This window comes from Streptomyces harbinensis, assembly GCF_900116145.1.
Taxonomy (GTDB): Bacteria; Actinomycetota; Actinomycetes; order Streptomycetales; family Streptomycetaceae; genus Streptomyces; species Streptomyces carpaticus.
In genome coordinates this window covers 138,326-150,684 of the sequence record NZ_FPAB01000001.1, presented here as the reverse complement: position 1 = coordinate 150,684, position 12,359 = coordinate 138,326, and the positions used below count along the sequence as shown (strand labels likewise).

The following is a 12,359-nucleotide window of genomic DNA, read 5'->3' as shown; positions in this document are numbered from 1 at the left end:
GCTTCCGTCCCTTAAGGGGCGGGCTGCTCACTGGGCCCGCCATCGGCGGACGGTCCGTGCGCGTCCCGGCCGCTGTTCCGGGCAGCGTACAGGGCGGCTTCGCGCCGCCGTACGATCCACAGACCCAGCAGTCCCAGACCGGCTCCGGCCAGACAGGTCCACAGCCACCACGTGTGGTCGTGGTCGCTGAACCAGCTGTAGAAGGGGAGCTGGACCACGAAGAGGGCGCCCCAGATGAGGGTGCCGACCGCGATGGTCGCCACCACGTTGCCCTCCAACGGCTCGGGTGCGACCCGTTTGCCGTCGGTCCAGTTGCCCAGCCGCATGCCGCTGCCTTTCCCGTCCGATCCCCGTCCCCGAGGTAGCGCTTCTCAGCGTAACCGGGGCCGGTGGCGGCCCGGGATGAGGAGCCCCGCTAGGAACCGTGCGGGGGACCCCAGGCGGCGAGTGCGGCGGAGCGCTGCACGCTACCGGCACTCCGGGGGCGCGCAAGAGTTTTCGGAGTGCGCTCACTCGAAAGGGTGATCTTGGGGGGTATTCCGGGTGCGGAACGGCGTGCCGTGGGCGTATATTTCGTTAGGCAAGCTAATGAGCTATGGTGGTGTACATGCCGAACGTGACGCCGGCCGCCCACGCCGACGATGCCGAGACGGTCAACACCCTGCGCATCGCCGTGCTCCGGCTCTCCCGCCGCCTGCGCCACCTGCGGGTGGACCGTACGCTCAGCCTCGCCGAGATGTCCGCGCTGGGCACCCTCGCCCGCTGCGGCGCCATGACCCCGGGTGAGCTGGCCCGCAAGGAACACGTCCAGCCGCCGTCCATGACCCGCATCATCGCCCTGCTCGTGGACCGCGGGCTGGTCCGCCTGGAGCCGCACCCCGAGGACCGGCGGCAGAAGCTGGTCGCCGCCACCGACGAAGCCGAGGCGGTGCTGGAAGCGAGCCGCGGCCAGCGCAACGCCTGGCTGACCCAGCTCGCCGACGAACTGGACGAAGAGGAATGGGCAGCCCTGCGCGAGGCCGCCCCCGTCCTGCACAAACTCGCGCACCTGTGACCACCCGGCCCCGTACTCCGGTACGGGGCCTCCGCACTGACCGCACCATGCGCTGTACCGCACAAAGGAGTGTTCTCTTGAGTTCGGGACCCGGAGCAGACTCCGCACCCGCACCGACCGATCACCACGACGCACCCCTCACCACCTTCAGCTCCCTCGCCGTCCGCAACTACCGGCTGTTCTTCATCGGGGGCTCGATATCGAACATCGGCACCTGGATGCAGCGCATCGCCCAGGACTGGCTGGTGCACGAACTGACCGGATCCGCCACCGCCGTCGGGATCACCACGGCGCTCCAGTTCCTGCCGATGCTGATGTTCGGCCTCTACGGGGGCGTCCTCGCCGACCGCTTCGACAAGCGCCGGCTGCTCTTCATCACCCAGGCGTCCCTCGGGATCACCGGCCTGCTGCTCGGCCTGCTCACCATCAGCGGCCACGTGAACGTCTACCACGTGTACGCGCTCGCCTTCGTCGTCGGCCTCGTCACCGTGGTCGACAACCCCACCCGGCAGACCTTCGTGGCCGACATGGTCGGGCCCCGGCTGCTGCCCAACGCCGTCTCCCTGAACTCCGCCAACTTCCACTCCGCCCGGCTGATCGGCCCCGCCGTCGCCGGTGTGCTGATCACGGCGGTCGGCGGCGGCTGGGCCTTCATCGTCAACGGGCTCTCCTTCTCCGCGCCCATCGTCGGTCTGCTGCTCATGCGCAGCGGCGAACTGTCCCGGCCCCGGCGCGCCGCCCGCAAGAAGGGGCAGCTGCGGGAGGGGCTGCGCTACGTGGGCAGCCGCCCCGACCTGCTGTGGCCGATCGTGCTGGTCGGCTTCATCGGCACCTTCGGGTTCAACTTCCCGGTGTGGGCCATCGCCTTCACCGACGGCGTCTTCGACGCCGGAGCGGGCAGCTACGGCCTGCTGAACTCGCTGATGGGCGGCGGCTCGGTGGTCGGCGCGCTGCTGGCCGCCCGGCGCGGCAGCCGGCGGATGCGCTTCACCTTCGCGGCGGCGGCGATGTTCTCCGCCGTGCTGATGGTGGCCTCGGCCGCGCCGTTCTTCTGGGTGTACGCCATGCTCATGGTGCCGCTGGGGCTGACGGCGATGACCTTCCAGGTCACCGCGAACGCCGGCATCCAGCTGGCCAGCGACCCGGAGATGCGGGGGCGGGTGATCAGCCTCTTCATGATGGTCTTCATGGGCGGCACCCCGATCGGCGCCCCGGTGGTCGGCTGGGTCACCGACCACTTCGGCCCCCGGGTCGGGATGCTCTCCGGCGGCGCGGTCTGCCTGCTGGCCACGGCCGCCCTCGCCATGGTGCTCGCCAGGATCGGCGGCCTGCGGCTGCGCATCGACCTGCGGGCCGGCCGCCGCGCGGTGGCCCTGGTGCCGCGCGACCCGCAGCCGCTCACCACGACCGCCTGAGCCGGTTCGGGCGTCCGCGTCCGGTGTTCCATGCTGTGCGCCACGCGGCGGGGGCGGGTCCGTACCAGCCGGTACGGACCCGCCCCCGCCGCGTCCGCCGGCTCAGACCCGCTGCGCCAGCAGCGCGCCCGGCCAGTCGGTGTTGGCGGTGAAGTGCTCCACCAGCTCGAAGCCCTGCGAGCGGTAGTACGCCACCAGCCGCCCGTCGTCCCCCGCGTAGCAGTCCACCCGCACCAGCGAGATCTCCTTCCGCCGGGCCTCTGCCAGCGCGTGCTCCAGCAGCGCCGCGCCCACCCCGCGCCCGGCGAAGCGGCGGTCGGTGACCAGCAGATGGACGTACACCTCCGGCTCGTCCACCGCCGCGACGTACGGCGTCGGGTGCGGGGTGAGGGTCAGCGTCCCGGCCGGCTCCCCGTCGATCTCGGCGATCCACGGCTCGCCCTGGGCCACGATCTCCCCGACCCGCGCCACCGCCTTCGGCCGGGCCGACCACGGCTCGGTGCCCCACTGTCCGGTGCGCCCGCGCGCCACCAGCCACTCGACAGCGCCGTCGAGCATGCCGAGTATCAGGGGAATATCGTCACTGCCACCCGATCGGATCTTCATGCGGCCCGATCCTAGAGTGGGGGAACCGGGGATCATGAGACTTTTCGCGGCACTCTTTCCGGACGCCGAGGCCGTACGCGAGCTGGAGCGGGCGGTGCGCCCGCTGCGCGCGCTGCCCGGGGACGGCGCCGGGCGCGTGCGCTGGACGCCGGTGGCCGGGTGGCACCTCACCCTCGCCTTCTACGGCGAGGTGCCCGACGAACTGGTGCCCACCCTGCGCGGCCGGCTGGCGGCGGTGGCCGCCGCGCGGCCCGGCTGCACGCTGCGGCTGGCCGGCGGCGGCCGGTTCGGCGACCGCGCGCTGTGGGCCGGGGTCGCGGGGGACACCGGGGAGCTGATGGCGCTTGCGGCGGCGGCCCGCGACACCGGGCGCGCGCTCGGCCTGCTGCCGGACGCGCGCCCGGAGTACGTCCCCCATCTGACCGTGGCCCTCACCGGCCGCCGCGCCCCGGCCCCGCTGGCCCCGTACGCCGAACGGCTGGCCGGCTTCGCGGGCCGGCCGTGGACGGCCGGTGAGCTGGTCCTGGTGCGCAGCGAGACCTCTCCCGAGGGCTCGCGCTACGCCACCGAGGCGTCCTGGCCGCTGGCGGGCGGCCGGCCCGGCTGAGCTACCTTGGGACGCGTGAACACCAAGACCCGGACCCGTATCGTCAGCGCCGCGCTCGTGCTCATCCTCGCCGTGGTGGCGCTCTCCGCGATCTTCGGCTGACGGGCCGGGCCCCGCCGCGGGGTCACCAGGCGAACGCCTCCGGCGAGGGGCCGGGGCCGGGGAAGATCTCCTCCAGCGCGTCCAGCAGCTCCGGGCCCAGCTCCAGCTCCACGGCGCGCACCGCCGAGTCCAGCTGTCCGGCCACCCGAGGGCCGACGATCGGCCCGGTGACGGCCGGCCGGGTCAGCAGCCAGGCGAGCGCCACCTCGCCCGGCTCCAGACCGTGCGCGGCCACCGTGTCCTCGTACCGCTGGATCGCGGCCCGCCGCCGCGGGTCGGCCAGCGCCTCGGCGGCCCGGCCGCCGCCGCGGGCGAACCAGGAGCCGATGATCTCCTCGCGTGCGGCCCTTGTTCTCGCTCCAGCCGTAGACGTTGGCAGTGTCCAGTGATCAACTTTGATGCCGTACTCTGACTGCATGAGGTGACCATCTGGTTACTGGCAGGGGGAGGGTGAACGAGCATGGCGAGAGTTCTGGGCGTGGTGCGTCTGTCGAGGGTGTCGGACGAGACCACGTCGCCGGAGCGTCAGCGTCGGTCCGTCCAGCGATGGGCCGATCAGGAGGGGCACGTCGTCGTGGGGTGGGCCGAGGACATCGACGTGTCGGGCGGGGTCGAGCCGTGGAAGCGTCCGGAGTTCGGCAAGTGGCTTCCCTCGACCATCGGGAAGGAGGTCAGCGTGATCGAGCACCGGATCGCGGTGGAGGAGTCACGCACCGACGAGTACGACATCATCTGCGCGCTGAAGATCGACCGTCTCTCGCGGCGCGTGCTCCACGTGCACACCCTCCTGGAGTGGTGCGAGAAGAACGGCAAGGAGGTCGCGACAGTTGAGGACGGGATCAACCTCAACACGCAGCTGGGGAGGCTCCTCCTCAGCCTGATCACGTCCTTTGCGGAAGGGGAGCTCGAAGCCATCAAGGCGCGGGCCAAGTCCTCGTACAACCACCTGGTGAAGGAGGGGCGCTGGCGTGGCGGCCGCACTCCGTACGGCTACCGCGAGGAGAAGCAGGAGGCCGGCGACGGATGGAAGCTCGTCCCTGACGACTTCGGGACCGACACGGCCGGGACGCTCCGTGAGATCATCCGCCGTCTCATTGCGGGTGAATCGGCGAACACTATCGCGCAGTGGCTCAACGAGGACGTGTCGAGGACCCCGACGTCACTCGACGCTCAGATGATCCGCAGCGGCAAAACCCCGAAGGGGAGCCGGTGGACCGCCGCGAACACGGCCAAGGTCGTGCGCTCCCGCTGCGTCCTGGGACAGATGGAAGTATCCGAGGAGACGATGGTCGATGGGAAGAAGACGACACGACGCCGGGTCGTTCGGGACGCGGACGGTCAGCCGCTCCAGCGTGCGGAGCCTCTGATCACTCATGAGGAGTGGGAGCTGGCCAACAAGAAGCTGGACGAGAACACCAGCAAGCGCAACGGCAACCGCAAGGGTGGATCGCCCTTGCTCCGGGTCGCGTTCTGCACATGTGGGGAGCCGGCATATCTCGCCCCTGGCCGTAACTGGCCTTACTACCGCTGCGCCTCCCGTACCACGCACAAGCCGTGTCCGACCGGAAGCAAGGGCATCGCGGCGCACACGCTGGAGGACGCCGTGGAACAGGCGTTCCTCCTCGCTGCCGGGGACGTCGAGATCGTCCGGAAGGTCTTCCGGCCGGGCGTGGACCACACGCGCGACATCGAGGAAGCGAACCGCGCCCTGTCGGACCTGAGGGAGGACCGCGAGGCGGGTCTCTACTCCAGTGAGCTGGGCAAGCAGGAATACCGGGAGGCGTACAAGCGGTTGGACGCGCGGCGTGAGCAGCTCATCGCGCAGCCCACGCGCCCGGACACCTGGGAGGAGTTCCCGACAGGAGAAACCTACCGGGGGCGGTGGAGCACGTTGTCGACACAGCACGAAAAGGGCAGGGAGCTACGCGCCGCAGGGGTCAAGGCCGTCATCCATGCCGAGCCGATTCCCGCAGTGGCCGCCGCGCAGCTCATGGCTCCCGATGGCCATGACGGGATGTGGCAACACCCGGTCGGGAGGGTTCAGGTTCTGATCCCGATGGACTTCAAGCAGCGTCTGCGCAACATCGCGGCGGTCCACAGCGAAGGCTGACCGACAACTGCATGTGACGAGGAGGCCCTGTGGCGGGGACCCTCCTGCGCGTCTCTCACATGTCTGGCAGGCCGTCCGTCGTGAACGAGGACGTGCTGACCGTGGTCCGCGCGAGGAAGACGAAAGAGTGAGGGCGTCAGCGCGATCGCCAAGGCTCTGAGCGCCTCCCGGGCTACCTTGTCCCGCCACTCGGGGGCGACTTCTGATGGCGGCACCTGATGCTCCTTGCCGGAGCGGGCTCGAAGCAGTTGGCTTGTGGCTCATGAAGTACACACAGCTCGGACGCACCGGACTCAAGGTCAGCCGACTCGTCCTCGGCACCATGAACTTCGGTCCGCAGGCGGACGAATCAGCCAGCCACGGCATCATGGACGCCGCTCTCGACGCGGGTCTGAACTTCGTAGACACGGCCAACGTCTATGGGTGGGGCGAGAACAAGGGCCGCACCGAGGAGATCATCGGCACGTGGTTCGCCCAGGGTGGCGGGCGGCGCGACAGGACGGTCCTCGCCACCAAGGTGTACGGGAACATGGCCGCCGACGGCGAGGCGTGGCCCAACCATGACAAGCTCTCCGCGGTGAACATCCGCCGTGCCGTCGACGCTTCCCTCAAGCGGTTGCAGACCGACTACATCGACATCTACCAGTTCCATCACATCGACCGGTTGACGCCGTTCGAAGAGATCTGGCAGGCGATCGACGTCTTGGTCCAGCAGGGCAAGATCCTCTACGCGGGGTCCTCCAACTTTCCCGGATACAAGATCGCCCAGGCCAACGAGGCCGCAGCCCGGCGCGGGTCGTACGGCCTGGCCAGCGAGCAGTGCCTCTACAACCTCGCCGAGCGCCGCGCCGAGATGGAGGTCATCCCGGCCGCGCAGGACTACGGCCTCGGTGTCATCCCCTGGTCTCCGCTGCACGGAGGGCTGCTCGGCGGCGTCCTCAAGAAGGAGGCCACGCAGGGGCGTCGGGCGAGCGGCCGCGCTGCCGACGCGCTCAAGGACACCAAGACACGCGAGCAGGTCCAGGCGTACGAGAACCTCCTCGACAAGCACGGCCTGGAGCCCGGTGAAGCGGCGCTCGCCTGGCTGCTGACTCGCCCCGGCGTGACCGGCCCCATCGTCGGCCCCCGCACGCAGGAGCAACTGGACTCGGCGCTGCGTGCCCTGGAGCTGGAGTTGAGCGAGGAGTTGATGACGTCTCTGGACGAGATCTTCCCCGGTCCCGGACCGTCTCCCGAAGCCTTCGCATGGTGAGGTAACGGGTCTCTGCAAGGGGCCGTCGCCTTCTGCTTGCCTTCGAAGCGAGTCGGAGGCGGCGGCTTCGTCGTTTCCACTCGGGGTCCACAGGAGCGGTGAGCGTCCAGCGCGGCGTCCATGATGGCGTGCGAGTCGGCCTCGTCGGTGTACGGCCCGAAGTTCATGGTGCCCAGCACCAGTCGGCTGACCTTGAGGCCGGTGCGGCCCAGCTGTGTGTACTTCATGATCGCCATGCAACGCCTTCGGGGGCGCCGGGGGCAAGACGTTCTGGCAGTCTTGGGCGCATGACGGTCTGGAGTGCGGCTGCCGGAGTGATGAGCGCGGTGCTGCTGGCGGTGCCCGCGGCGCCGGCGGTTGCGGAGGGGGCGCCGGAGCCGTTCGTGATCGAGGACGAGCGGATCACGGAGTCGAGCGGGCTGGCGGCCAGCGTCCGGCATCCGGGGGTGTACTGGACGCACAACGACAGCGGGTACGGCCCGTATCTGTACGCCGTGGACAGCGCCACCGGGCGTACGGTGGCCACGCTCACCCTCCAGGGCGCCGAGATGCGCGATGTGGAGGCGATCCACTTCGGGCCGGACGGCGCGCTGTACGTCGGGGACATCGGGGACAACTTCGACGGCGGCTGGGACGAGGTGTGGATCTACCGGGTGCCGGAGCCCGAGATGCTGGCGGACGCGACGGTCGTCCCGGATGTGTACCGGGTGCGGTACGACGACGGGCCGCGCGACGCGGAGTCGCTGATGGTGCATCCGGAGACGGGGCGGGTGTACATCGCCAGCAAGAAGCGCAAGGAGCCGGGCGCGCTGTACGCCGGGCCCGAGACGCTGTCGACGACGGAGGTCAACACCTTCGAGCGGGTCGCGGACATCGATCTGTGGATGACGGACGGCGCGTTCTCGCCGGACGGGACCCGGCTGGTGCTGCGCGGCTATTTCACGGCGCACATGTACCGGTGGACGGACGAGGGCCTGGGGGAGCGGGTCCAGCGGCAGCTGCTGGTGCCGGTGCAGCCGCAGGGCGAGTCGGTGACGTTCACGCCGGACGGGCGGTATCTGATGTACGGCTCGGAGGGCGAGGGCAGTGAAGTGGTGCCGGTGGAGCTGAAGGGGGAGCTGCTGCCGGAGAGCCTGCACCCGGTGGACGGGGCGGCGGACGGCGGGGACGGTGCGGACTCCGGCGGTGCGGAGGCCCCGCCCGGTGCCGGGAGCGATCCGGAGGCCGGGCCGGAGGAGACGTCCGGGGAGTCGGAGACCTTCACCCGGCTCGTCGTGGTGTTCGCCCTGGGCACGGTGCTGGTGGTGGCGCTGCGCCGGCTGCTGTTCAGCCGCAGCCGGTCCCGCTGACCGGGTCGGCGGCGGCCTCCGGCCGGGCGAAGTAGACCTCCAGGCCGTCCAGCACCCGGTCCAGGCCGAAGGCGAACATCTCCTCGCCGGTCATGTCGAAGGTGTTGTCGGGGAGGGCGAAGACCTCCGGGTAGGCGCCGGAGTGCAGCGCCGTCTCCATGAGCGGGGCCTGGGCGTTCCAGAACTCCTCGTCGCTGACCCCGCTCTGCTCCGCCAGCTGCTGGGCCAGGACATGGGTGCGGGCCAGGCCGGTGACGAAGGCGTCGATCGTGGAGATGACGGCGACCTTCTCGCGGCCGGTGAGCGGCAGGGAGCGCAGCCCGGTCAGGGAGACCTCGAAGCCGAGCAGGGCGTTGGGGCCGAGCAGTGGCCGGGACTGGTTGACCTGGAGCAGCCAGGGGTGCCGCAGATAGGTGGCGTACGAGCCCTGTGCGATCTCGCTGAGGCACTGGCGCCAGGGGAGGCCGGTGAAGCGCTCGGCGTCGTGGCCGGGGGCGGGGCCGTTGACCCGGTCGAGCATCAGGTCAAGGAGCTCTTCCTTGGCCGGAACGTAGCGGTAGAGGGTCATGGTGCCCACGCCCAGTTCGGCGGCGACCTTGCGCATGGAGAGGGCGGACAGGCCCTCGCGGTCGGCCAGTTCGATGGCGGCGGTGACGATGCCGTCCAGGGTCAGCCCGGGGCGCGGCCCCCGGTTCGGGCTCTCCCTGCCCTCCCACATCAGGCGCAGGCTGCGGCTGATGTCGCCGCCTCCGCTGCTGTGTGCCGTCGTCATGGTGTGGCCCAGTTTAATCACTGTCCCCCACATCTGGGTACGGTGTACGGTGATGCGAGTACAGCGTACTCAATAAGGAGGGGGCCATGGCGGAGACAGCACTCGCCATCCGCGCGGAAGGACTGCGCAAAACGTTCGGAAAACACCACAAGACCGCACTGGACGGACTCGACCTCGCCGTGCCGCGCGGCACCGTCTGCGGCCTGCTCGGCCCCAACGGGGCCGGCAAGACCACGGCCGTACGCATCCTCACCACCCTGATCCGCGCCGACGGCGGCCGGGCCGAGGTCGCCGGCGTCGACGTACGCCGCGCACCCCGTGCCGTACGCCGCCGCATCGGCCTCACCGGCCAGCACCCGGCGGTCGACGAGATCCTCACCGCACGCCAGAACCTGCGGATGTTCGGCCGGCTCTTCCACCTCGACGCCCGCCGCGCCGACGCGCGCGCCGAACAGCTGCTGGCGGAATTCAGCCTCACCGAGGCCGCCGACCGGCCCGCCAAGACCTACAGCGGCGGCATGCGGCGCCGCCTCGACCTCGCCGCCAGCATGGTGCTGGCCCCCCAGGTGCTCTTCCTCGACGAGCCCACCACCGGCCTCGACCCGCGCGGCCGGGGCGAGGTCTGGGACGCCGTCCGCCGGCTCACCGCCGCCGGCACCACGGTGCTGCTCACCACCCACTACCTGGACGAGGCCGACCAGCTCTCGGACCGGATCGTCGTCATGAACAACGGCCGCAAGGTCACCGAGGACACCCCGGCCGCCCTCAAGCGCGCCTTCGGCGGCGACCGCCTGGAGGTGGTGGTCGCCACCGCCGCCGACCTGCCCGCCGCCGCCGAGGCCGTCGCCCGGGTCAGCGCCGACGGCACCGCGCCCGAACCCGACGCCGAACGGCTGCGCGTCACCGCCCCCGTCACCGACGGCGTCCTGGCCCTCACCGACGTCGCCCGCTCCCTCCAGGACCGGGGCGTCACCGTCACCGACATCGGACTGCGCCGCCCGACCCTCGACGAGGTGTACCTGCGGCTGACCGACACCACCGCGCACGAGGAGCCGACACCCGCATGAGCACCCTCGACCTCCCCACCCTCGACGGCCCCGAACGCCGCGTGTACTGGGCCGTCCGCGACTGCTGGACCCTGGTGCGGCGCGAGCTGGTCCACCTGATCCGGCAACCCTCCATCATCGCCTGGCAACTGGGCTTCCCCATCGTCTCCGTGCTGCTGTTCGTCTACGTCTTCGGCAGCGCCATGGACGTCGGCGGCGGCGCCGACTACGTCTCGTACGCCATGCCCGGCATGTTCGCCATGACCATGGCCTTCGGCTTCATGAACACCGCGATGGCCGTGGCCGTCGAGAAGGAACGCGGGGTCATCGACCGGTTCCGCTCGATGCCCATGGCGCCCTCGGCGGTCGTCACCGGGCGCGGCATCTCGGATGTCCTGCACGCCGCCCTGGACCTGGCCGTCCTGGCCGCCATCGCCCTGGTCATCGGCTGGCGCTCGGACGGCGGCCTCCTCGCCTCGCTGGCCGCCTTCGCGCTGCTGCTGTGGCTGCGGTTCGCCCTCATCTGGATCGGCGTCCTGATCGGCCTGCTGGTCCCCAACACCGAAGCGGCGGGCAACCTGTTCGCCCTCGCCTTCCCGTTCGGCATGGTCTCCTCCGTCTTCACCCCGCCCTCCCTCATGCCGGACTGGCTGGGCGCCATCGCCATGTGGAACCCGGTCTCGGCCACGGCGGGCGCGATCCGCGACCTCTTCGGCAACCCGATGCCCACCGGCGGCAGCTGGATCGAGGCGAACGCCCTGCCGATGGCGGTGATCTGGCCCCTGCTGATCACGGCGGTCTTCCTGCCGCTCGCGGTCCGCAAGTACCAGCGGCTGAGCGACTGAGGTACCAGGGGTGAGAATGACCGGATGGTGAAGATCGCGACCATGCGGGATGTGGCGGTACGCGCCGGGGTGTCCGTCACCACCGTGTCGCGGGTGCTCAACGGCACCGGCTATGTGAAGACCGGCACCCGGCGCGCCGTCGAGGCGGCCATCGCCGACCTCGGCTACCTCCCGTCCGGCTCCGCCCGGGGGCTGGTCACCCGGCGCACCGGGATGCTGGGCCTGTGCTTGCCCGACACCGGGCCGGTGGCCGACCTGCGGGCGCCGGTGCGGGTCGGCCAGCGGGTGGAGGTGGTGCCCGACCACGACAGCGCGGGAACGGTCTCCTGGGGCGGCCTCTACTTCGGCGAGGTCGTCCGGGGCGCCGAATACGCCGCTTGGCAGGCCGGGTTGGCCATCACCGTGGCCGTCGCCCGGCCACCGGAGTCCGACGCCAGGATCCGGGAGCTGGCCGGCCGGGTGGACGGCCTCATCGTGGTCGCCGGCACCCAGAGCGATGGGCTGCTCGACCACCTGGCGCACCGCGTTCCCGTCGTCCTGGTCGCCGGCCCGCGACCGGCCGGCGGCTTCGACCACGTCGGGGTCGACAACGCGCGCGGCGTCCAGGCCCTGGTCGACCACCTGCACCGGGGGCACGGCATCCGCGACATCCGCTACGTCGCGGGCCGGCCGGACACCCCCGACGACACCGAACGGTTCGCCGGCTTCCGCGCCGCCCTGCGCCGCGCCGGTCTGCCGGTGCCCGAAGTGCCCGCGCTGCGCGGCGACTTCTGCCGCCCCACCGCCCGGCGGCTGGCCCGGGAGCTGATCGCCGCCCACCGCGCCGGGGACCGGGCGCTCCCCGGTGCGCTGGTGTGCGCCAACGACGAGACGGCCCTCGGCTTCCTGGACGTGTTCACCGCCGAGGGGTACGACGTGCCCGGCGACATCGCGCTCACCGGCTTCGACGGCGTGGACGCCGGACGGACGTGCTCCCCGCGCCTGACCACCGTCGAACAGCCCATGGCCGACCTCGGCCGGCTCGCCGTCGACGTACTGCGGGCCTGCCTGGCCGACCCCCGGCTGCCCCGGCAGGAGCGGGTGGCACCGGTCCGGGTCCTGCTCCGCGACAGCTGCGGCCCGCACTGACCGCACCGGCCGCGCCGACCCCCCGTACGGGCGGGCGTGTGGAAACGCTTCCCTACCGCACGGCACCCGGCAC

The 12,359-nt window shown here is 71.1% G+C and carries 12 protein-coding genes and 2 pseudogenes; 9 read left to right on the top strand and 5 right to left on the bottom strand.

What is annotated here, in order from left to right; genetic code table 11:
* Positions 1-11 precede the first annotated feature (11 nt).
* Positions 12-326, bottom strand: coding sequence for a DUF2530 domain-containing protein (locus BM385_RS00695; protein WP_019431687.1), 315 nt, complete (start codon positions 324-326; stop codon positions 12-14).
* 281 nt (positions 327-607) lie between these two features.
* Here BM385_RS00695 and BM385_RS00690 point away from each other — a divergent pair, with 281 nt between their 5' ends.
* Together BM385_RS00690 and BM385_RS00685 are read left to right on the top strand one after the other, a co-directional pair.
* A complete protein-coding gene (locus tag BM385_RS00690) occupies positions 608-1,054 on the top strand; it encodes a MarR family transcriptional regulator (protein WP_026047068.1) in 447 nt (148 codons plus the stop codon).
* A gap of 77 nt (positions 1,055-1,131) precedes the next feature.
* Entirely contained in the window at positions 1,132-2,469 is a 1,338-nt protein-coding gene (locus BM385_RS00685; protein ID WP_093841860.1) for an MFS transporter, read from the top strand.
* A 102-nt stretch (positions 2,470-2,571) separates the two neighbouring features.
* Here the strand turns inward: BM385_RS00685 and BM385_RS00680 are convergent, their stop codons facing one another.
* Positions 2,572-3,075, bottom strand: coding sequence for a GNAT family N-acetyltransferase (locus tag BM385_RS00680; protein WP_175542885.1), 504 nt, complete (start codon positions 3,073-3,075; stop codon positions 2,572-2,574).
* 34 nt (positions 3,076-3,109) lie between these two features.
* Between BM385_RS00680 and thpR the strand changes: the two genes are divergently transcribed.
* Complete coding sequence (gene thpR, locus BM385_RS00675; protein WP_019431683.1) at positions 3,110-3,682, top strand: RNA 2',3'-cyclic phosphodiesterase; 573 nt, start codon at positions 3,110-3,112, stop codon at positions 3,680-3,682.
* 124 nt (positions 3,683-3,806) lie between these two features.
* Here the strand turns inward: thpR and BM385_RS00670 are convergent.
* Positions 3,807-4,193 (bottom strand): annotated as a pseudogene (locus tag BM385_RS00670) (aldo/keto reductase); the annotation flags it as partial.
* A 51-nt stretch (positions 4,194-4,244) separates the two neighbouring features.
* Between BM385_RS00670 and BM385_RS00665 the strand changes: the two are divergent.
* Both BM385_RS00665 and BM385_RS00660 read left to right on the top strand, forming a co-directional pair.
* Entirely contained in the window at positions 4,245-5,894 is a 1,650-nt protein-coding gene (locus BM385_RS00665; RefSeq protein WP_019431681.1) for a recombinase family protein, read from the top strand.
* Between the two features lie 262 nt (positions 5,895-6,156).
* A complete protein-coding gene (locus BM385_RS00660) occupies positions 6,157-7,146 on the top strand; it encodes an aldo/keto reductase (protein ID WP_019431679.1) in 990 nt (329 codons plus the stop codon).
* Between the two features lie 101 nt (positions 7,147-7,247).
* On the opposite strand, the pseudogene BM385_RS26405 reads toward BM385_RS00660, so the two are convergent.
* Positions 7,248-7,373 (bottom strand): annotated as a pseudogene (locus tag BM385_RS26405) (aldo/keto reductase); the annotation flags it as partial.
* A gap of 60 nt (positions 7,374-7,433) precedes the next feature.
* On the opposite strand from BM385_RS26405, the gene BM385_RS00655 reads away from it, so the two are divergent.
* Positions 7,434-8,495: a hypothetical protein gene (locus BM385_RS00655; RefSeq protein ID WP_380979922.1), complete on the top strand. Its 1,062-nt coding sequence runs from the start codon at positions 7,434-7,436 to the stop codon at positions 8,493-8,495.
* On the opposite strand, the gene BM385_RS00650 is transcribed toward BM385_RS00655, so the two are convergent.
* Positions 8,473-9,267, bottom strand: coding sequence for a TetR/AcrR family transcriptional regulator (locus tag BM385_RS00650; RefSeq protein ID WP_093841857.1), 795 nt, complete (start codon positions 9,265-9,267; stop codon positions 8,473-8,475). The genes BM385_RS00655 and BM385_RS00650 overlap by 23 nt on opposite strands.
* A gap of 86 nt (positions 9,268-9,353) precedes the next feature.
* On the opposite strand from BM385_RS00650, the gene BM385_RS00645 reads away from it, so the two are divergent.
* Genes BM385_RS00645 through BM385_RS00635 form a run of 3 tightly spaced genes read left to right on the top strand, consistent with a single transcriptional unit; the run spans position 9,354 to position 12,286 of the window.
* Positions 9,354-10,334: a daunorubicin resistance protein DrrA family ABC transporter ATP-binding protein gene (locus BM385_RS00645; protein ID WP_019431675.1), complete on the top strand. Its 981-nt coding sequence runs from the start codon at positions 9,354-9,356 to the stop codon at positions 10,332-10,334.
* Entirely contained in the window at positions 10,331-11,158 is an 828-nt protein-coding gene (locus BM385_RS00640) for an ABC transporter permease (RefSeq protein WP_093841856.1), read from the top strand. The genes BM385_RS00645 and BM385_RS00640 overlap by 4 nt, the downstream gene beginning before the upstream one ends.
* Positions 11,159-11,182: 24 nt before the next feature.
* A complete protein-coding gene (locus BM385_RS00635; protein ID WP_093841855.1) occupies positions 11,183-12,286 on the top strand; it encodes a LacI family DNA-binding transcriptional regulator in 1,104 nt (367 codons plus the stop codon).
* Positions 12,287-12,359 lie beyond the last annotated feature (73 nt).

Excerpts from the sequence above, each read along its gene's own strand:
- BM385_RS00695 (WP_019431687.1), bottom strand. The coding sequence starts at position 326 with ATGCGGCTGGGCAACTGGACCGACGGCAAACGGGTCGCACCCGAGCCG.
- BM385_RS00690 (WP_026047068.1), top strand. The coding sequence starts at position 608 with ATGCCGAACGTGACGCCGGCCGCCCACGCCGACGATGCCGAGACGGTC.
- BM385_RS00680 (WP_175542885.1), bottom strand. The coding sequence starts at position 3,075 with ATGAAGATCCGATCGGGTGGCAGTGACGATATTCCCCTGATACTCGGC.
- thpR (WP_019431683.1), top strand. The coding sequence starts at position 3,110 with ATGAGACTTTTCGCGGCACTCTTTCCGGACGCCGAGGCCGTACGCGAG.
- BM385_RS00665 (WP_019431681.1), top strand. The coding sequence starts at position 4,245 with ATGGCGAGAGTTCTGGGCGTGGTGCGTCTGTCGAGGGTGTCGGACGAG.
- BM385_RS00660 (WP_019431679.1), top strand. The coding sequence starts at position 6,157 with ATGAAGTACACACAGCTCGGACGCACCGGACTCAAGGTCAGCCGACTC.
- BM385_RS00655 (WP_380979922.1), top strand. The coding sequence starts at position 7,434 with ATGACGGTCTGGAGTGCGGCTGCCGGAGTGATGAGCGCGGTGCTGCTG.
- BM385_RS00650 (WP_093841857.1), bottom strand. The coding sequence starts at position 9,267 with ATGACGACGGCACACAGCAGCGGAGGCGGCGACATCAGCCGCAGCCTG.
- BM385_RS00645 (WP_019431675.1), top strand. The coding sequence starts at position 9,354 with ATGGCGGAGACAGCACTCGCCATCCGCGCGGAAGGACTGCGCAAAACG.
- BM385_RS00640 (WP_093841856.1), top strand. The coding sequence starts at position 10,331 with ATGAGCACCCTCGACCTCCCCACCCTCGACGGCCCCGAACGCCGCGTG.
- BM385_RS00635 (WP_093841855.1), top strand. The coding sequence starts at position 11,183 with ATGGTGAAGATCGCGACCATGCGGGATGTGGCGGTACGCGCCGGGGTG.